Below are 19,437 nucleotides of genomic sequence, written 5' to 3' on the forward strand. Positions count from 1 at the left end.
ATAGAATGGAAAAAACTGCAAGAAACTGGGCAAGTAAACGTGAAAAGAAAGCCCAAACCATGAAAAAAATCGAGCATCTTCTCGATGGAAAATATGTCCCAACGGAAGCGATCATTGAAGTCTTAGAACAGTTGATCCGTCCGGGAGACAAAGTGGTCCTTGAAGGCGACAATCAGAAACAAGCAAGCTTTCTATCAAAAAGCTTAGAACAAGTCGATGCTCAAAAAGTCAACAATTTGCATATGATCATGTCGAGTATCTCCCGTCCAGAACATTTGACGATATTTGAAAAAGGCATTGCAGCGAAAATCGATTTTTCTTATGCAGGCGCACAAAGTACGCGCGTTGCCCAAATGATTGAAGACAAAACCATGAAATTAGGGGACATTCATACGTATTTGGAATTATATGGCCGCTTATTTATCGACTTGATTCCGAATGTGGTCCTTGTGGCGGCGGACAAAGCCGATCGCCAAGGAAATCTTTATACAGGTTACAATACGGAAGAAACGCCAACGATCGTCGAAGCAGCAGCCTTTAAAGATGGGATTGTGATCGTTCAAGTTAATGAAGTGGTCGATCGTTTGCCGCGGGTCGACATTCCCAGCGATTGGATCGATGTCGTCGTGGTAGCAGACCAACCGTATCAATTAGAAGCCCTCTTTACGAGAGATCCGCAAAACATTACGGAATTACAAATTTTGATGGCGATGATGGCATTAAAAGGAATCTATGCAGAACATGAAGTACAATCGTTGAATCATGGGATCGGTTTTAACACCGCTGCGATCGAGTTACTTTTACCAACCTATGGAGAAACGCTTGGAATCAAAGGAAAAGTAGCGAAAAACTGGGTCTTGAATCCTCATCCAACGATGATTCCAGCTATCGAATCTGGTTGGGTCGAAAGCATCCACAGTTTTGGTGGGGAAGTTGGTATGGAAAAATATATTGCCGCTCGACCCGATGTATTCTTTGTCGGAAAAGACGGCACGATGCGCAGCAATCGAGCATTATCACAAACTGCAGGTCAATATGCCATCGATATGTTTATCGGTTCGACCTTACAACTAGATTATCAAGGAAATTCTTCTACAGTGACGAAAGGCCGCTTATCTGGGTTTGGTGGTGCACCAAATATGGGGCATAATCCAGGGGGCCGTCGGCATTCGACTCCAGCTTGGCAATCCTTGCGGGATGAAACAGATCCTTTTGCAAAAGGACAAAAATTAGTCGTTCAAATGGTTGAAACGTATGGGTCCAATAAAAAACCTGTTTTTGTAGAAACGTTAGATGCGTTGGCTGTCCAAAAGCAAGCTGGTTTAGCCAATGCCCCAATTATGATCTATAGCGAAGATACGACGCATATCGTGACAGAAGAAGGCATCGCTTATCTTTATAAAGCAAACTCAAAAGAGGAAAAACAAGCAGCCATCGCAGCCATCGGTGGTGTAACGCCACTAGGAATGACCAGCACAAAAGCTTCTCTGGATGCCTTGCGCAAAGCGGGAATCGTGAAATTACCAGAAGACTTAGGGATCAAACGCAGTGATGCCAAACGATCATTGCTAGCAGCTCAAACCGTTGATGATTTGATCGAATGGTCCGATGGGTTGTACGAACCGCCAATGAAATTCAGAACGTGGTCTTAATAAGAGCAAGAGGAGAGAAGAAGAGATGGAAAAATTAGCTTATACGTATCAAACAACGAAACCAGTCACCAAAAAAGTCCATGTTGGCGTGGTGGGTTCTGGTGACTTGGAAATTCTGCTTTTTCCAACAGACAAACAAGAAACCACCGTTTCAGTTTGTACAGGAAGTGACGGCTTTGGCGATGTGTGGCAAAATGTCTTGACGCGTTTTTTTGAGCGCTATCCAATCAGTGCGCAAATAGTGATCAACGACTTTGGCGCCACTCCCGGTGTGGTTTACCTACGATTAACCCAAGCAATGGAGGAACTAGCAGATGAAGAATAGTTTTGTAGAATTAAATGCTCGAGAACGGGTGCACGCCTTATTGGATGCCAAGAGCGGTCGTGAATTGATCGATCCATTCGACCAAATGATCGCACCCAATCTGGTGGCTCAAGACATCGTGCCACAAAGCGATGATGGGATCGTTGTGTATCGTGGAACGATTTCTGGAGAAAACGTAGTCGTGATCGCTATGGAAGGGAAATTCCAAGGTGGCGGGATCGGTGAAGTTTCTGGTGCTAAAATCATCGCTGCATTGACGCATGTGTTGGAAGAAAACCAAAAGGGCAATCCGATCACACCGATCATCATCCTCGATACTGGTGGGGTACGCCTCCAAGAAGCGAATTACGGCTTATTGTCGATCGCAGAAATCGGCAATTTGATCGTTGCAATAAAATCGTATGTGCCAGTGATTGGCTTAGTGCCAGGTCGGGTGGGTTCTTTTGGCGGTATGTCGATTACCTCAGCACTTATGAGCTACTTGATAGCGACGAAGAAAGCCCGTATCGGTTTGAACGGTCCTGAAGTCATCGAACAAGAAGCTGGCGTGAGAGAATTTGATTCCAGTGATAAAGATTTGATTTGGAATACCATTGGCGCCAAACAACGTTTGGAAGCACAAATGATCGATGAACTAGTGACTGACAGTGTCGAATCGATCCAAGAAGCTGTGATTGCGGCGATGGTTGAAAAGAAAGACAGTCATCGCAGCGAAAAAAGTGGTTTTTATCTTTCTCTTTTAAACGAACTTGATCTATCAAAGCCGCTGACTATCGAGGCATACAATAAGGCTCTTGCAGCGCATAAAGCAACTGAAGTGGCACCTATTACTGTAACAGAAGGCCAAGAAGCTGCTGCTGACAGTATCGGTTATCATTGGTTTTCAGCATTGACGAATCTGCAGTTCCCAACCTCAACTAGTGCAACAGTCTATGCAGCTGCATCTGACCTTTTTACTGAAGAAGTCGTTGTTACAGCAATCGTGCCAAACCCAAATAATCCGATGTATCGGGTACGCAATGGAGAAGTTGGTTTAGTCGAAGGGTACGAGATGGGCCATCTGTTAGAAACTGTTTATCACGAAGACAAAGAGAAAGCAATCAAACGGCCAATCGTTGCGGTCATCGATGTCCCTAGCCAAGCGTATGGCTATAATGAAGAATTGATTGGTATTCATGCAGCTTTAGCAAATAGTGCGGCAGCTTATGCCAAACTACGCCAAGCGGGTCATCCAGTGATCGGTTTTATCGCTGGTAATGCGATCTCTGGGGCTTTCTTAGCGCACGGCTTGCAATCAAGTCGTCTGATCGCATTAAATAGTGAAAAGATCACTGTTCAAGCAATGTCAAAAGAAAGTGCAAGTCGAGTCACCAAACGGTCGATTGCAGCGATTGAAGCCGCGGCGGAAAAAGTACCAAGTATTGCTTATGATATCAAAAATTATACGAAACTTGGGGCAATCTTCACTTTCTTATCCTCCATTACGGATCAGTCTGTCACCTCTGAAAGCAAAGCGACTGTAATTGAAGCGATCAATGAGGCGATTGATGATGTGCGTAAAACGAATGACACGATGTTGACCAGTCGCTACACCAATCCGATCGCTAAAAAGAGCGGCCGGCTGGAAACGAATAACGTATTTGAAAAAATGAATGCAGAATGGAATGAGTAACGAATGAACCGTGCCCACGATATCGTTCAATTAGATAAAGAAGTTCTTGATATGATTGATATTCCCAAATGGTTTTCTGAAAAAGAACAGCTTTTTGCGACCGTCCGTCGTGGGAAACCCCGTAACCCCAGCTATTTACCAGTGGGGTTGCGCGGGGAAAAGCGGCAAGAACGGTTTGCCTTTGAGGCACCCTGCAACATGATCAAACGAACGATCCATCCTTGGGAATTGATCACTCGTGAGAGCTTCCGATTCAATGAAGTAGCCAATTATCCAGTTTACCGCAACTATCAACAAGCACGGCGTTTATTGAAGCACTATTCTTGGGGAATCGGTGGCAGCTTGGGTTTTGAATTGGCTGCAAAACAGGCAGCAATCAAGCCGACCAGTGATTTAGATCTGTTGCTTTATGCCGACACGAAAGAAAAGCTGCCACTGGAACTATTGGAAAAGCAGGCAGCCTTTTTTCAACAGATCGATGTTCAAGTTATCACAAAACAAGGCGGGTTTGCCTTAAAGGAGTATTTGGAACATCCATCAAAAAAAATCTTAGTAAAAACAGACGAAGGGCCAAAACTCACCACTGAGATTTGGTAATTATTAGAAAAGTGAGCGAAAAACATGTTTGAGAACAACGATTTAAAAATCAACATCAGTGATTTCCAAAAAGTATTTGCCGTGACAGCAGTAATGATGCAAACGATTTTGACTTTTGCCTTATCCAATACCCAAGATGAAAAGACTGCAGCATTCATCGGTACCTTTTATGTCTTGGTGAAATTTACCGCACCCCTGTTTATTTTTGCTATTGTTTATAACATGGTTAAGACTAGTCAACATCTGTCTTATCTAGAATTTTTGAAAGAAAAGTTTTTTGAACTTGTCGTGCCATATGTGCTTTGGACGACGGCTTATTTATGGCTGTTTCCCGCTGTCCAACAAGGAAAACCTTATACTGACACAGCAACGTTTTTACTGAAATATGTGACGGGGGATGCGGCGCCACACTTGTGGTATACGATCATGATGCTGCAGATCCAATTGTTGATGCCGTTTTTTGTCTGGTTAGGCTACAAAGTGTTGACGAAGAAAAAAGCTGTTTGGCCAGTATTGATCGTCGCAACTGCTTTGTATGTCATTTGGTATGTATTTTATGATCGCCAAGTTTTTGAAGGACCGCATCATGAAAGCTGGTATTTATTGGATCGGTTTGTCTTTAGCTTTGTGATCTACGGGATCTATGGCGAAGCCGCTTTGATTTATCACGAAACCGTTTATCGCTTCCTATACAAGATTCGCTACGCTTTCTTGCCAGTGGGCTTAGCATTAGGGCTATTATCTGCCAATCATCTGCTACATTATGCAGGTGATCTAAGTTTCGCTCATGCACCGTATTTAAATACATTGCAAAGCTTATATAGCTTAGTATTGATTTTTGCAGTCTTTATGTTTGGATCAACCATGATCAAAAACAATGCCCCACAGTTAGGGACGTTTAAGTGGCTGTCTACTTATGCGTATCGAACCTATCTTGCCAATGTTTTTGTCTTTCAAGTCTTGTTGCTATGCTTCAAAGATTTGTTGCTGCAACTGCCAATGGGCATCATGATCATCGTCGCTTATTTGGCAACTGCCAGCTGTGGTTTTTTAACAAGCTATGTTTTGCATGTTTTATGGGTAACGATCAAAGGTCAAATCAAAAACTAGAGGAGGAGTTGGATGTTTGCATTAGCTGTAGAAGAAAATTGTCGACGACTCGCCCAATTGGTAGAAGAAGCCTTGATTGCAGAAGTGACATTGTCCCCAAAACCTGGGTTAGTGGATGCCATTGATTCAGGTGCCCATCACGATATGGATCAAGCACTCTTTCTACGATCAGCTCGAGCATTGACGCCATACTTTGAAGAAATGGCCTTGGTGTCTTGGGGAAGCAGCATGTCTCAAGAGTTGCGGGAAGCAATCGCTGCAATCGGTCGGAAGGCAGAACAGGCGATGTTGGCAGCCACTGGTGGCATCAACACTCATAAAGGAGCCATCTGGGCATTAGGCTTGCTCATCAGCGCCGTCAGTAGCCAACTTAGTCGCAAACAGCGGATTTTTTTACCAGAAGTCTTTTCTGACATCCAGCTTCTCACTGCATTTCCTGATCGTGCTCTGATTCAACAAACAGAAAGTCATGGCAAAACTGTTCAAGCCAAATATGGACATCTCGGTGCGTATGGGGAAGCTGCTGCTGGGTTCCCTCATGTTCAAATCGCTCTAGCAGATTATTTTTCTCGGGATTGTTCCAATGAGACCAAAAAAAGGCTCCACATGCTGTTGGCGATCATCGCTACGCTGAACGATACGTGTATTTTATACCGCAGCAATCAAGAGGTACTGGCACTGGTTCAGCAACTCGCACAAAAAGCCAATCAGCAAGCGTTGCCGAACCCAGCATTTCATGCACTAGCAGCCTTCTGCCAGTCAGAAAATGTGTCCCCAGGCGGCAGTGCTGATCTGTTGGCTGCCAGCTTCTTTTTATTGTCCATCAACTCGGTTTTACCCGTAAACGAAGGAAAGACCGTTTACCAATAACTCTTTTCCTTAGAAGAAAGGCAACGATTCTTCTAAGGATTTTTTGTTTCATTTTTTCGCTCGATTAAGAAAAATAAAATCTCTTGCTATTTGCATAGTTTAATGATTAGATAATTCTTAGGCACTACTGAAATGCTTCGTTGCTCCATTGCAACGAATAAAGGAGTTACAGATGAAATACTATAATGCTTTTCTTCAAAATCTTGTGTTGCGGCGCTGGACTGTCCTGTTTATGCTTGCGGGCATTCTTTTTTTGTTTCGCAGTCTGATGACCATTCTTTTGCTGACCTTTATCTTTACGTATCTGATTTATCGGCTGGTTCTTTTGCTCCATCGAAAAAGCCATCTGCCCATCAAGCTTACGAGCATCCTGACCTACAGCTTGATTGTTTTTATTCTTTATTTAGTAGCAACAAATTATGTACCCATCATCATCAAACAATCCGTCCAATTAGTCAATTCCGTTGCTGATTTCTACCAACGGACAGACTCCAATAATGAATTGATCGAATATGTCTTGAATTTATTGCAGACCAGCGAATACATCCAGAAATTACAAAGCGGCGTTCTAGTCGTGATCAATTATCTGTATAATTTCGGTGAGTTGGCGTTGACTGTGCTGATCTCCTTTCTGCTTAGCTTCTTCTTTATGATCGATAACAAAAAGACCGTTGCGTTTTCTCGGCTGTTTTTGCAAGGGCAAGGGGCGTGGTTCTTTGAAGATGTTTACTATTTAGGAGCTAAGTTTACGCGGGCTTTCGGAAATGTGATCGAGACGCAGTTGGTGATCGCCTTAGTCAATACAGCGATCACTGTTTTCGCCTTAGCGGTGATGGGCTTTCCGCAGCTGTTGAGTTTGGCGTTGATGATTTTCTTTCTCAGCTTGATTCCTGTTGCTGGTGTGATCATCTCGTGTATTCCATTGACGTTTATTGCCTATTCTATCGGCGGATTTAATGACGTGATCTACATTTTATTGATCATAGTGTTTGTTCATGCGTTGGAATCCTATATCTTAAATCCGCGCTTGATGGCTAATAAAACAGAAATCCCGATGTTTTACACGTTTATTCTCCTGTATCTTAGCGAACATCTCTTTGGCTTGTGGGGCTTGATCATCGGGATCCCATTGTTCACTTTCTTTTTAGATTTAATGAATGTGAAAGAGATTCCGCGATTGCGTAAAAAATCCGATGACACCTTGCAGGACCAATAAAAATGATTGCTGTAAAGGATGGCAATTGATAGAAAAAACCATCTCTGCCGATGAAAGGCGAGATGGCTTTTTTATTTCGTAGCAATTTTTTTCGTAAAGGAGGCAAAGCAGATTGCTGAAGAGGGGCTTTGAAACCTGCCTGTTGCTGAATACCCTAACGAGTGATAAAAGTGAACCAGCTTAGGTTCTTGCAGGATCGTATTCAAACGTAACGTATCTGTTTGAACGAGCCTTTCAATCAAGGTCATTGCTTGTCTACCAATCCCGCGGTTCTCGTAGGAGGGAAGAAGGGCGATGGAAGATAGCTTCGTCGTATGTTCCTGCTCAACCGTCAGTTTTACAAAGCCCACGGTTTTCTGAGCGGTCATGATTAAATAATAAGTGGTATTCGACGCAGAAAACTTTGCGTTTAGCTTCTCGAAACTTTGTAAATAGGGAGAAGTTTCTTAGTCTTGATAACGGAGAAAGAGTGGTTTGAAGGCCGCTTTTTGTATCAAGTAGATTGAAAGCAGATCGGAAAGCTTCGCTTCTTTAAGCTGAATGAGCATGCACACCTCCATAAAAAAATCAGACATCATTTATTGAAAGACATTGATTCGGCTTAGCAGATCCTGATGGAAAAGCCATCGATTAGCAGTCTTTCATTGGCTCGTTTCTGTTTTGATCCTTCCCTCAACCACAGGTTCACAAACGAAGAGATCCGCAGGGGTTCGTGCCGTCGTTGTTTTATTGAAAAAGATCATTTATCGATGTCACTAAGTCGTCATAGGTTTGACCGGTAGCGATTGCATAAACGGAAAGCAAAAAGACGAGTGCTGCTGCCAACACGTAAAAAATACGGAGGCGATAGCCGTCACCTGTCCGACGATTTTTTACAAAAGTAAAAACCGTCACAGCTAGATAAGCGAAGGTCAATAAACAAATAAGGTACGTTATAATTTCTGGAGTCATAAGCGTTTTCCTTTCTTTTTTTATTTGTATAAAAATATACTCAATAAATATAATATAACCATTTCAACAGCGTCAAAGAAAGCGCTCAATTTTTGACAAAAAAACTGACCGAGTGGCAACCACTGGTCAGTTCTATTCAAAAACGATGGGGCATGATCTTAATTGTCTTTTTTTTCCGCATCTAGCAAGCTTCTTAGTTCATCTGCTAAAGCGATACAGGCAATACTATCTGTTAAGGACATCAGGGGATTTTCGAGTTGTCCTTGTGCAAGCGCGGTGTGAACTGCTTGAATCTCTGAATGGAAATCATCGATCTCGTACCCAATATCATAGACCGTGTCTTCTTGGTCAATCGTCACTGTAAAAGAAGCGGGGCGATGGAAGTTGGGGATCGTGATTTTCCCTTTTGTTCCTTGTAATTCCGCCACCGTCTCTTTTGTTTGGTCAAATCCAGTCTCAATCACTGCAACAAAGTCTTCACTGACAAAGCGTGCTTCAACGTAGGTATCAACCCCAGTTTCATACAGGCTGTAATCGATCAATTCGGCAGTTAAATTTTCTGATGAAAAATCTTGGATAAAGGCTAAGTTATAGATCCCCATATCCAGTAAAGCACCCCCTTGTTTTGGCAGATAATGGTAAGAACTGCCTTCGACTGGTAAATGGCGGCGAAAAGTAGTCGTGACACTTGTTAGCTCACCGATATGACCACCATCCACAAGTTCCTTTAGTTTGCGATACGCTGGGGTGAAGCGTGGCTTCATGGCTTCCATAAAGAAGACTTCGTGTGCTTGAGCTTGTTTTTGTACATCGCGCATTTCTTGTGCAGTCAAGGTTGCTGGTTTTTCACATAAAACAGCTTTTTTCGCTTGAAAGGCTTTGATGATCCATTCATAATGATACAAATGTGGCAAAGCAATATAAACGACATCGATAGTTGGATCATCTAATAGGTTTTGGTAGTCATCAAAGACGGCATCACACGGAAATTTTGCTTGAAACGCTTGCGCTTTTTCCATCGTACGACAAGCAACCCCATAAAGCTGGGCGACTTGAAAATTTTCTAAACTTGCAGCAAAGCGATTGGCGATATTTCCGGCACCAATAATTCCCCAATTGATCATTTCATTTCCCTCTTTTCTTCAGTTGACGGGTATTCTGAGAGAATCCCTGATTCCAAAACAGTTTGTTTTTTTCTTAACTCGACAATATTTTTTTGGTATTCTTTGGCATACAGCAATGCAAACAGTGAATCTAAAATATACTCAAAGGCGACCTGTGAAGAAAAGGTGCCGACTTTGAGAAAATCACGTTCATCATGAGAAGCGATGATCGCATGGGTCGCTAATGGGATGATTTTCGCATGGGCGTTTCCAGAAATCACGATCACTGGTACCCCGACATCACGAAAGTGCTGCATGATTTTTTCGTATTGCGTATTTTTCCCACGGTAGGTAATAAACACGGCACAATCATTTTGCGTGACGTTCGATGCATTCCACGCATCATCCCCATATTCATCAGCTACGATCAGATACTTATTGATTTTGACCAACTTATTTTGAAAACTTCTTGCTCGGATCTGAGAATCGCCGCGAGCAAATAAGAAAATCCGTTGCGCAGCTTCCAACGATTGCACCACTGCTTCCATCATTTCTGGAGCGACCTGAGCATGGGTTTTGTGGATCGAGTTGATCGTTAGATCGGCCATTTTTTTCAAAATATCAGGTGTTTGATCCTTAGGCGAAAAGGGAAAATTCGCGTCAACAAAGGTTGGGTTGAACATCTGATTATGGGCAATTTCAGCCAGACCTAAGCGAAAACTTTTAAATCCTTCATACCCCATCTTTTTGGCTAGACGAATGACGGAAGAGTGGGATGTGTATGTATGCTTAGCGATGACTTCAATCGTCAACGAAGGCACATCATTGATATTTTGCAAAATATAATCGGCAATCCGTTTCTCCGTATTGGTCAATCCTTCTTGAAGCCGTAATTTATCTCCTAATAACATCAAACCACCTCTTTCTAATCATAGCCTAGGACAAAGAAAACCAAAAGCAAAAACTGTACCTTTTTGGCAATTTGGTAAAAATGTTCAGAACCACTCAGCAGTTTGCGAAAAAGTCTGGTCAAAAGAACCTGTTTTTGGCAAAAGACTTCTCATTTCGAAGGATATCAGCAATAATCAAGCTATCAATTCATAGGAGGCGTCATAATGTTAACTATCGCATATCTCGGAAACGGAAAAAGCACCAATCGCTACCATCTGCCTTTTTCAACCAAGCTGCAGGATAAGATCAAAGTAAAGACGATCTATTCACCAAGCGGAAAGCTGACCTGGCCAACACTAGAAGGTGTTCATTACACCTCTGACTTAGAGGATATCTACCGTGATCCTGAAATTCAATTAGTTGTGGTCACGACCCCCAGTCATTTGCATTATGAATTAGGCAAGGATGTCTTGCTTCATGGGAAAAATGTCTTGATCGAAAAACCTTTTACGGAAACTTCGGCACAAGCAAAGGAATTGTTCGCACTGGCGCAGGAGAAAGGCTTGTTTGTGCAATGCTATCAAAATCGCCGCTTTGATTCCGATTTTTTGACGACGCAAAAAGTGATCGAAAGCGGCGTGCTCGGAGATCTCTTAGAAGTAGAGATGCATTATGATTATTTTCGTCCAGAGGTTCCGCGGTCAGTGACCGAATTTTCATTGAATACAAGCTACTTGTACGGACACGCTTGTCATACACTGGACCAAGTGATCTCCTATTTTGGACAACCAGACGATGTCCATTATGAGGTTCGGCAATTGCTTGGAAAAAATCGCATGAATGATTACTTCGATTTGGATCTGTTTTATGGTCGAATGAAAGTCTCAGTCAAATCTAGTTACTTCCGATTAAAAGAGCGGCCTAGTTTTGTCGTTTATGGCGAAAACGGCGTTTTTGTAAAACAAACGAAGGATCGACAAGAAGAGCATCTAAAACAGTTTTATCTCCCGGATCATGCCGATTTTGGGATCGATTTGCCAGAGCACTATGGCACACTAACTTATATGGATGCTAACGGGAACTACCATGAAGAAAAAGTCATCTCTGAAATTGGTGATTATAGCCGTGTGTATGAGGGCGTCTATGAAACGATCATCCATGGCAAAGAGAAAATCGTGAAAGACGAAGAAACGATTTTACAAATCGAAATGCTAGAAACAGGCATCAATCAAGTGATTACTGAGTCATAAGGCAGGGTGATTATGGGGCTTTTGACAAACAAAGCGCCTGAAGGCATCAACTGACTCAACGTAAAGGAGGAGATCCGAATCGAACCTTCAGAAATCCTGCAAGAAGAACAGCAGCTGCAGTTTGCTCATTTTGACAATGACCTCGCATTGCGGTTGGTTATTGCCATCGATCAGTACGTTAAAAGGAATTACCCGAAGCCGGTAGGGATCAAAGTTGTTCATCAGGGCTTGCCGATCATTCGATTTTTAATGGCAGGGCGAAAAGAGAGCCCTTGGCTTGAAAGAAAAGAACGAACGGTACTAGAAAGCGGGCATAGTTCACTGTACGTCTATGCGCAAAAAGATAGAGATATACAATTTGCTAAATGGGCACAAGACGAACATTATGCAATTTGTGGTGGTGGTTTTCCAATTATCGAAGACAGAAAAGTCACGGGTGCTATCTGTGTGTCAGGTTTGGCTCATTTAGAGGATCATAAAGTGATCACCGAAGTATTGAAACAAATGATTTAAGAAGATAGAAAAGGGGAAGCAAGATGAACTTAGCGATTTTAGGGGCAGGCATGATCGTCCATGATTTTTTAACGGTGGCAGGGGATGTCCCACAACTTGAACTGTCCGCTATTTTTGGGACAGAAAATGATTTAGAGAAAATGAATCACTTAAAACAGCAATACGGGATTCAAACCGTCTACACAGAGTTAGGGGCATGTTTGGCGGATCCATCCGTTGACACCGTGTATGTCGCACTGCCCAATCATTTGCATTATTCCTTTGCCAAAGAAGCGATCCTCGCTGGCAAACATGTCATTTGTGAAAAGCCATTTACGTTGCAGACACGAGAATTAGTAGAATTAGCAGAATTGGCTGCTGCCCATGAGGTGCTTTTGATGGAAGCCATCACAAATCAGTACTTAGCCAACTATCAAGGAATAAAAGCGCAGCTTGAAACATTGGGAGAGCTAAAAGTGATTGAATGCAACTATTCGCAGTATTCTTCTCGTTATGATTTATTCAAAGAGGGAACCGTTTTACCTGCATTTAACCCGAAAATGGGTGGTGGGGCATTGATGGATATCAATATCTATAATATTCATTTTGTCGTCGGGCTTTTAGGAAAACCAAAAAGTGTCCGCTATTTTGCTAATGTCGAACAGGGGATCGATACTTCTGGCATGCTGTTTTTAGACTATGAACAAACAAAAGTCGTTTGTATCGGCGCCAAAGATTCGACAGCGACGATTCGTTCAACGATCCAAGGGACGAAAGGATCGATCATCGTCAATGGGCCGACGAATATGCTTGCCAGCTATGACGTTGAACCGGTCCATGGGGCAAAAAGCCATCAGGATCGCAGCGTTCACGGACATCGTATGTTTGAAGAATTTGTCCGTTTTGCACAAGCCATTCACGAAAATGATCAGGCCTTTGTCAAGGAACGTCTTGCCCATAGCAAGCTGGTGATGGAAGTCGTGGAAAAAGCATTGGCAGATGCCCAGATCGTATTAGGATAATCGCATCAATGAGGAAAGACACCAGCTTCTTAGAAAAGTTGCTGGTGTCTTTGTCTGTTGTCTTATTTTTTCTTCTTTAAACTCAATAAGGTTAGTGGGATACCCAATGTGAGGTAGCCGACAATCGTCATCAAACAGACCACCAGCCAAAAGTTATCTACTGCTAGAAATGCAATCAGGCCATATGCCACCAGAATCGAGAGAAAATAAAAAAGAAAGAGCTGAAAAAAACGTTTAAAACTCACAGTCATTCATTCTCCTTTGTCGTTAAACTGACAAGAAAAGTATACCACATCAAATGCAACTTCAAGGGCTGAATGTGATCTTTCGCAGGAGCCGCTAAAGGCGAATTGTTTTGTCGACTGGCCGTGATTCGCTATACTTGAAGGGAAGAGAAAGCGCAGGAATATTTTTTTAGGAGAAGGAGGAGACAGATGAAAAAGGTGGATGTACTGATTATCGGAGCGGGTCCAGCTGGAACGGCTGCTGCCTATGGGTTAAAAGCCAAAGGTAAGACAGTGGCGATCGTTGAAGCCGATTTATGGGGTGGCACTTGCCCCAATCGCGGGTGCGATCCGAAAAAACTACTGATGCGAGGCGTAGAAGTCAAAACAGAGGCGAAACGTATGCAAGGCAATGGCGTTCAAGGGCAGGTAGCCATTGATTGGCCAGTACTGATGGCGTTTAAGCGCTCGTATACCGATCGGGTGCCGGAGTCAACCAAACAAGGGTTACTAGCAGAAGGAATCACTACTTACTACGGACAAGCCGCTTTTCGTGATGCCCATACGGTCGTCGTGGACGCAGAAGAGATTCAAGCAGAAAAAATAATTATTGCGACAGGACAGCGTCCAGCGGTACTGCCAATCGTCGGCAAGGAACATTTACAAAGCAGTACTGATTTTCTTTCCTTTGAAAAGATGCCAGCAACGATTGCTTTCATAGGTGCTGGTTATATTACCTTCGAACTGGCGATGATCGCTCAAGCAGCAGGTGCTGAAGTTCATGTGATTCATCATAATGACCAGCCATTAAAAGGATTTGATGCTGAATTGACCGCAGAAATGGTTCGTTCAATGCAGGACCAAGGTGTTTCGTTTCACTTTAACCAGAACACACAGCGAATCATGAAAGAACAAAACCACTATACAATTCAGACACAAGCATTGTCTCTCACCGTAGAAGCAGTGATTGGTGCCACGGGACGCAGACCCAATAGCGATCAGCTGCAACTGGAAAAGGCAGGGGTAGAAACGTCAAAACAAGGGATCGTAGTTAATGAATTTTTGCAGACTAGTCAAAGACACATCTATGCAATCGGGGATGTGCTAGCGAAAAAGCAGCCCAAACTGACGCCTGTTGCCAGCTTTGAAGCCGCCTATCTTGTCGAGCATATAGATGATCAGAAAACACCCATCCGCTATCCGCTGATCCCTACGCTGGTTTTTGGTGCGGAAAAACTGGCAAGAGTCGGGATCAGTGAGCAAGAGATTGCCGATAATGCCTCAGAATATCATAGCGAGGTGATGGATTTTTCTTCTTGGTATACCTATCGACGAATCAATGATCAAGATGCAAAAATCAAATTGGTTTATAACACATCTGATACCATCGTTGCGGTCACGATTGTTTCTGCATTGGCCGATGAGTTGATCAACCACTTCGTTTTTGTGTTGGAGAATCAGCTATCGAAAGAAGCGCTGGCCCAAATGATTTTTGCCTACCCAACACCTGCTAGCGATTTGTCCTATTTTCTATAAATAATCAAACAAGCCTGCGCTAGTTTCCGCTAGCACAGGCTCTAAATTATTATGTCCGTATTGACTATAGTCCGTGAACCTTAAATGAACCTTAAAGTTAGGCTGGGTTTCATTTAAGCCATGTCTTTGTTTTCTAGTAACCCTAGGTTTAGGCTTTTTTTGACAGCCGGCGGACAGCTGCAATCAGTAAGATCGCTGACAAGAAGAGTCCGACCAAATAGATGATGAAAACAGAATCTGGCTCATAATGCCGATAATTGAATATTTTTACCATAAAAAAGAGAAACGGGATCGCTGCAATAAGGGTTGAAACGAAACGTTTCCGCCATTGTATGAAAAACGATCCAATCACTAGAAAAAGACAAAACGGAATCCAAAAGACCAAATGTCCGATAAGTTCGATTTTTCACACCTCCTAGCAAGTAAAATCATCATAACGTTTCTTCCTAAAAAGCAAGCGTGAAGGAAAAAATAATCCCATTAGGCATGTATGAAATTATGAGTGGAGTCTTCTGAAAAATTCACAAGAAATCTGAGAATTTCAAAAGGAAATGAAAAAACGAACGGTTAGGAATATCCCAATTGTCCGAGACGAAAAATACCTCTTGCAGCATTCATTTTGACTTGAATCCTGCAAGGGGTACTCTTTTGTAGAAAATCTGGTGCTTTATTCAATTGATATAAAAGAAATGCTTAGGAAGGAGCAGCAGTCCTTTTTTATGGCAAGATGTTCTTACTATGAAAAAGGGAAATGACCATACCTATGTCCAACAGATCCTTATAATAAAATCCTTTTAGTGGACCAATGTGTAAGAAAAATCCGAGAATCATTAATACAAACAGCAGCAGAAAAAGCAGGTTGAAAGCGGTCATCAAGCGAAAACTGAAATGCCAATTACTCAGGAAATACTGATATTTCGCTGCTCGGTAAACTTTGTTTTGAATCGGAATTTTCTTGAGTGCAGGGATCGATTCATGATAGGACGTAAATAATTCGTAGTCTTTTTTCGTCAGTACTTCTGAGAAAATGTGCGTCCCTGCCTGAAAGTCGAAATAGCCCCAATGGAATTGTTCTTTATCCTCTGGTGATTCGTGCTTCATCAGCTTTCTTGGCTTGATCGTGAACGCCTTGATGGTCTCATAGGGGTAACTGAAATAGGTGTTACTTTCTAAATAGTCGATGATGACCAGAAAAAGCATGCGGGTTTCTGTGAAAACTAACAAACGATTGCCGCGGGTATCATGAAAGATGTCACGGTATGCTTTTGCTTTCTCGGTTGTTGCATAGGCATAGGCGCCAAGCCCTTGATTGGCGAAGGCGAGGTTTCCATCTGGCGTCAAAGGCAGATAGCCAAGAATCGTTTCGTCTTTTGCTAAAAGCGTCCGAAGCTCCTCTAATAGATCTTGCAAGAAAACATATTGTTTGGACAGCTCGAAGGTTGCTGCTTTTTCTTGTTCAGATATTTTTGTCAGTGAATTGTTTTCATTTAAGACTAACTGTTTAAAATCCATCGATAGTCATCCTTTCTTTTAAGCGTTTGCGGCCACGGGAAAGACGATTGTAGATCGCTGAGACATTTAAGTCCGTCTGCTCTGCGATGGTTTCGGGTGACTCTTGGTAAAAATAGTAGAGCAGAAAAATCCTTTGATCGAGGGCTTCAAGGTCTTCAATAAAGCCCAAAAAGGTTTCCTTTGTCAAAGGTGATTCTTCAATAGCTAGTTCCTGCTCATCAACAGGTTTTTCTTCCAGTGAGCGCTTGTTCAACTTCCGCTTGTGGTCAATCGCACGACTACGACTGATCAAAAGCAGCCAAGTAATCAAGCGGCTTCTTTCTGGTTGGTACGCAGCAATCTTTTGCCAAACCTCGTAAAAAACTTCGTTCGCTACATCTTGGCGCTCGCTCACTTCATGCGGTTGGGAGAGGACACTATGAATCGTCCTCAGCATGCTATCACCATAAACAGCTAACAGTTCTTCTAAGCCGGCATAGTCTTTCTTTTTGATTCGTTCAATGATTTCTTTATCCTGCACCTTTTTCACTCCTTCACACTATATACGAAGAATGTTTGCCTTTTCTATCAGAAAAAGAAAAAAACCTCTGTTAACGAGGTTCATGTTCTTTGGCCAGAAGATCTGTTGCCAAGCGCTGGGCCAAATATTCCCAAAGAATGCCGCCAAAAAAAGCGCCTATCATATAAAGAATGACTGCTTGCAGCTCCAATGGATTATTTGCTAGCCAGAAAGAAAATAGCGAGCCGATGATGAATAGGTAGCTGCCAAAAAGCACTTGCCGCCACGAGCGTTTTTTAACAAACTTGCTAATGAGAAAGGTTGAAAGGATCATCAAGAGAATTTGGATGAATGCCAGCGAAGGCAAAAGTGCAAAGTCAGAAACAACCATTTCCCAAAATTGTTGAATCAAGAAAAAGAAAGCAAAGAGAATGAGCCCGCTTGATAATGTACTAAGCCGCAAGGAAGATATTTTTTTTCGCATTGGTTTACTCCTTGAAAGGTTTTCTTTATTATAGCAAATTTTTAATTAAATAATGTAAAAAGATGAACGAGAAGATCTGCAAAAAAACTTCTCCTACATGTGCCTACTTTTAGTATACTTGAAAGAAACGAGTGGATGGACTCGATACATAAGGAGGATTTCATGCCAACGATTCTTTTTGCGCCTGCGGTATTCAACTTGGCTGAAACGACAAGGATGATCGAAGTCGCTAAACAAATGCAAGGAAATCACCACTGCGAGTTCTTTGGTTTTTCAAAAACCTTTGCTTCACTTATCACTGAAAGTGGCTTTACGTACCATTTGCTGACGCCGACTCTGACAGAAAAACAAGAGGAACAGATCATAAAATTAGATCAACTACGCTCAATCAAAAATCCCTTCACCAAAGAGATGGTTGCCGCGCGTATTCTGAGCGAACAAAAGCTGATCGATAAACTTGCTCCTCAGGTCATTGTAACTGGATCGAATGTCACGATCTTTCTATCTGCTCGCAGCAAACAGATTCCCTTAGTCTACGTAAAACCCTATGCGATGAGCGATCCCTTTTTTCGATCAGATAGCGCATTTATCCCTTCTAGTTTGCGTTTCTTAGGACCGCTAAGGAAACCACTTTGGTATTGGATAAGAAAACAACTGGTAAAATCCCGCTGGATGCCCCGAGCATTCAAACACGCTGCTCAAACAGAAAAACTTTTTATGCCTGAAACGAGCTTACGAATGATGGACGCTGATTTAAATCTCATCACCACTCCTGATTTATTTTTAACGAAAGAGCAGCTGCCAGAAAATTATCAAATCGTTGGGCCGATTTTTGCGAAGCTCGGGTCTTCTTTACCAGACGAAGTGTTGACTTTTATTCAACAAAAGCGGCGGGAAAGAAAACGAATCGTTTATTTTGCGATGGGCAGTTCGGGGAATCCGCGCATGGTGCGAAAAATCTTAGCTTTCTTGCGAAACCGTTCGGAACTAGCGATCATTGCTCCGGTTACACATCTACTCAAGGGGAAACACAACGACTCAGAGAATCTGTTCTTGACCGAATATCTGCCAAGTCATCTATTGCATGAGCATATCGATTTTTCTTTTATCCATGGTGGGGAAGGGACTGTTCAAACAGCTTGTGCATCTGGGAAGCCGTTTATCGGAATTGGGATGCACTATGAGCAATGCTGCAATATTCAGTACTGCGTGGCGTATGGCAATGCAATCGCACTGACAAAACCCTTAACTGAGAAAAAGCTGGAAGCTGCCCTGACTGAGGTTGGTGCTCCGAAGATTTGCCAACAAGCCTATCAGTTAAAGAAGGATTTCCCGACAAATGGTCCTCAGAAAGCGATGCAGGAGATTGAACACTTTTTAGAAAAAAACAATTTTTCTACTAAAAAAAAGAGCGATTATCATTGAGATAATCACTCTTTTTTTAATAGAGATCTAATAGCATCAGCAAGCCTGGGACCCACGTAGTGAAGATACCACAAGCGATCGCAAAATAATGAATCTTACGACCAAAGTTTACCTTCACGATCGTATCCAAAAAGCCGCAAAACCATAACGCTCCCCATGTTAACCAAATCAATGCAAAGAGGGGATCTTGCTCCCATTGCCAAGAGACCCAAGCAAAAGGCAAGGTATTGATGGCTACGAATAGCGCAAAAATCCCATAAATACGTAGATCTAAATCAAAAAGGTAAATGATCCCTACCAATAAGTACGTGAAGGCAAAGAGAAAGCCAGTGCCTGCTTCATAATAAGCGCCTTGAAGCATATAGATTAGATTGATAATAAAAGATAACGAACCTGTAAAAAGATTGATCAAAGCAAGTGAGCGGTAGTCAATGTGAAGTAAGCTGCCCCAGCCGTTGATTATCAAAGTAATTCCTACAAAAAATAAACCGATCCCTAACATAAAATCCTCCTTTACTTAAATTTAGAATAACAAATTCTAAGAAAAAATAATAGCTCTATTTATTTTTAGGTCAATAAAAAGGAAAGTAATTTTGAAATTTGCTA

The 19,437-nt window shown here is 42.4% G+C and carries 21 protein-coding genes and 1 pseudogene; 12 read left to right on the forward strand and 10 right to left on the reverse strand.

Annotated elements, in window-relative coordinates; translation table 11 throughout:
- The first annotated feature begins 5 nt into the window (after positions 1 to 5).
- The 7 genes from mdcA (at position 6) to IGI71_RS08355 (ending at position 7,442) form a co-directional block, all read left to right on the forward strand.
- Entirely contained in the window at positions 6 to 1,652 is a 1,647-nt protein-coding gene (gene mdcA, locus IGI71_RS08325) for a malonate decarboxylase subunit alpha (RefSeq protein ID WP_430616330.1), read from the forward strand.
- A 25-nt stretch (positions 1,653 to 1,677) separates the two neighbouring features.
- Complete coding sequence (locus tag IGI71_RS08330) at positions 1,678 to 1,977, forward strand: malonate decarboxylase subunit delta (protein ID WP_005226050.1); 300 nt, start codon at positions 1,678 to 1,680, stop codon at positions 1,975 to 1,977.
- Positions 1,967 to 3,649: a biotin-independent malonate decarboxylase subunit beta gene (gene mdcD / locus IGI71_RS08335; protein ID WP_430616331.1), complete on the forward strand. Its 1,683-nt coding sequence runs from the start codon at positions 1,967 to 1,969 to the stop codon at positions 3,647 to 3,649. The genes IGI71_RS08330 and mdcD overlap by 11 nt, the downstream gene beginning before the upstream one ends.
- 3 nt (positions 3,650 to 3,652) lie before the next feature.
- Positions 3,653 to 4,246 carry a malonate decarboxylase holo-ACP synthase gene (locus tag IGI71_RS08340; protein ID WP_159161326.1) on the forward strand — a complete coding sequence of 198 codons (594 nt, stop codon included), beginning with the start codon at positions 3,653 to 3,655 and terminating at the stop codon, positions 4,244 to 4,246.
- Positions 4,247 to 4,270: 24 nt separating this feature from the next.
- Positions 4,271 to 5,356, forward strand: coding sequence for an acyltransferase family protein (locus tag IGI71_RS08345; protein WP_430616332.1), 1,086 nt, complete (start codon positions 4,271 to 4,273; stop codon positions 5,354 to 5,356).
- A gap of 12 nt (positions 5,357 to 5,368) precedes the next feature.
- A complete protein-coding gene (locus IGI71_RS08350) occupies positions 5,369 to 6,226 on the forward strand; it encodes a triphosphoribosyl-dephospho-CoA synthase (RefSeq protein WP_430616333.1) in 858 nt (285 codons plus the stop codon).
- Between the two features lie 172 nt (positions 6,227 to 6,398).
- The gene (locus tag IGI71_RS08355) at positions 6,399 to 7,442 is read left to right on the forward strand and encodes an AI-2E family transporter (RefSeq protein ID WP_142974238.1); all 1,044 of its coding nucleotides are present in this window, start codon (positions 6,399 to 6,401) and stop codon (positions 7,440 to 7,442) included.
- A 71-nt stretch (positions 7,443 to 7,513) separates the two neighbouring features.
- Here IGI71_RS08355 and IGI71_RS08360 read toward each other — a convergent pair.
- The 4 genes and pseudogenes from IGI71_RS08360 to IGI71_RS08375 all read right to left on the reverse strand — a co-directional run.
- Positions 7,514 to 7,849, reverse strand: a pseudogene (locus IGI71_RS08360) (GNAT family N-acetyltransferase); the annotation flags it as partial.
- A 319-nt stretch (positions 7,850 to 8,168) separates the two neighbouring features.
- Positions 8,169 to 8,393, reverse strand: a complete 225-nt coding sequence (locus IGI71_RS08365; RefSeq protein ID WP_005226057.1) for a hypothetical protein — start codon at positions 8,391 to 8,393, stop codon at positions 8,169 to 8,171.
- A 158-nt stretch (positions 8,394 to 8,551) separates the two neighbouring features.
- The gene (locus IGI71_RS08370) at positions 8,552 to 9,517 is read right to left on the reverse strand and encodes a Gfo/Idh/MocA family protein (protein ID WP_430616335.1); all 966 of its coding nucleotides are present in this window, start codon (positions 9,515 to 9,517) and stop codon (positions 8,552 to 8,554) included.
- The gene (locus tag IGI71_RS08375; protein WP_010748330.1) at positions 9,514 to 10,407 is read right to left on the reverse strand and encodes a MurR/RpiR family transcriptional regulator; all 894 of its coding nucleotides are present in this window, start codon (positions 10,405 to 10,407) and stop codon (positions 9,514 to 9,516) included. The genes IGI71_RS08370 and IGI71_RS08375 overlap by 4 nt, the downstream gene beginning before the upstream one ends.
- Before the next feature lie 204 nt (positions 10,408 to 10,611).
- Between IGI71_RS08375 and IGI71_RS08380 the strand changes: the two genes are divergently transcribed.
- From IGI71_RS08380 to IGI71_RS08390, 3 genes are all read left to right on the forward strand, one after another.
- Entirely contained in the window at positions 10,612 to 11,637 is a 1,026-nt protein-coding gene (locus IGI71_RS08380; protein WP_121261368.1) for a Gfo/Idh/MocA family oxidoreductase, read from the forward strand.
- A 114-nt stretch (positions 11,638 to 11,751) separates the two neighbouring features.
- Entirely contained in the window at positions 11,752 to 12,150 is a 399-nt protein-coding gene (locus tag IGI71_RS08385; RefSeq protein ID WP_080542651.1) for a heme-binding protein, read from the forward strand.
- A 23-nt stretch (positions 12,151 to 12,173) separates the two neighbouring features.
- Entirely contained in the window at positions 12,174 to 13,151 is a 978-nt protein-coding gene (locus IGI71_RS08390; RefSeq protein WP_128489635.1) for a Gfo/Idh/MocA family protein, read from the forward strand.
- Between the two features lie 62 nt (positions 13,152 to 13,213).
- Here IGI71_RS08390 and IGI71_RS08395 read toward each other — a convergent pair whose 3' ends face one another.
- Entirely contained in the window at positions 13,214 to 13,402 is a 189-nt protein-coding gene (locus IGI71_RS08395; RefSeq protein WP_005226063.1) for a hypothetical protein, read from the reverse strand.
- Between the two features lie 183 nt (positions 13,403 to 13,585).
- On the opposite strand from IGI71_RS08395, the gene IGI71_RS08400 reads away from it, so the two are divergent.
- On the forward strand, positions 13,586 to 14,911 hold the full coding sequence (locus IGI71_RS08400; RefSeq protein ID WP_430616336.1) for a dihydrolipoyl dehydrogenase family protein: 1,326 nt from the start codon (positions 13,586 to 13,588) through the stop codon (positions 14,909 to 14,911).
- A gap of 242 nt (positions 14,912 to 15,153) precedes the next feature.
- Here the strand turns inward: IGI71_RS08400 and IGI71_RS08405 are convergent, their stop codons facing one another.
- The 4 genes from IGI71_RS08405 to IGI71_RS08420 form a co-directional block, all read right to left on the reverse strand.
- Positions 15,154 to 15,321, reverse strand: coding sequence for a hypothetical protein (locus IGI71_RS08405; protein WP_185080173.1), 168 nt, complete (start codon positions 15,319 to 15,321; stop codon positions 15,154 to 15,156).
- 307 nt (positions 15,322 to 15,628) lie between these two features.
- Complete coding sequence (locus IGI71_RS08410) at positions 15,629 to 16,423, reverse strand: hypothetical protein (RefSeq protein ID WP_005226067.1); 795 nt, start codon at positions 16,421 to 16,423, stop codon at positions 15,629 to 15,631.
- Positions 16,413 to 16,952 (reverse strand): sigma-70 family RNA polymerase sigma factor, encoded by a 540-nt coding sequence (locus IGI71_RS08415; RefSeq protein ID WP_086295377.1) that lies wholly within the window; start codon positions 16,950 to 16,952, stop codon positions 16,413 to 16,415. The genes IGI71_RS08410 and IGI71_RS08415 overlap by 11 nt, the downstream gene beginning before the upstream one ends.
- Before the next feature lie 61 nt (positions 16,953 to 17,013).
- Positions 17,014 to 17,406 (reverse strand): hypothetical protein, encoded by a 393-nt coding sequence (locus IGI71_RS08420; RefSeq protein ID WP_010748336.1) that lies wholly within the window; start codon positions 17,404 to 17,406, stop codon positions 17,014 to 17,016.
- Positions 17,407 to 17,568: 162 nt separating this feature from the next.
- On the opposite strand from IGI71_RS08420, the gene IGI71_RS08425 reads away from it, so the two are divergent.
- Positions 17,569 to 18,831, forward strand: coding sequence for a glycosyltransferase (locus IGI71_RS08425; protein ID WP_128489639.1), 1,263 nt, complete (start codon positions 17,569 to 17,571; stop codon positions 18,829 to 18,831).
- A gap of 16 nt (positions 18,832 to 18,847) precedes the next feature.
- On the opposite strand, the gene IGI71_RS08430 is transcribed toward IGI71_RS08425, so the two are convergent.
- Positions 18,848 to 19,333: an AmiS/UreI family transporter gene (locus IGI71_RS08430; RefSeq protein WP_086295381.1), complete on the reverse strand. Its 486-nt coding sequence runs from the start codon at positions 19,331 to 19,333 to the stop codon at positions 18,848 to 18,850.
- Between the last annotated feature and the right edge of the window lie 104 nt (positions 19,334 to 19,437).

The sequence above is a fragment of the Enterococcus sp. DIV1279b genome (assembly GCF_050531515.1).
In the GTDB taxonomy this organism is placed as follows: domain Bacteria; phylum Bacillota; class Bacilli; order Lactobacillales; family Enterococcaceae; genus Enterococcus_D; species Enterococcus_D casseliflavus.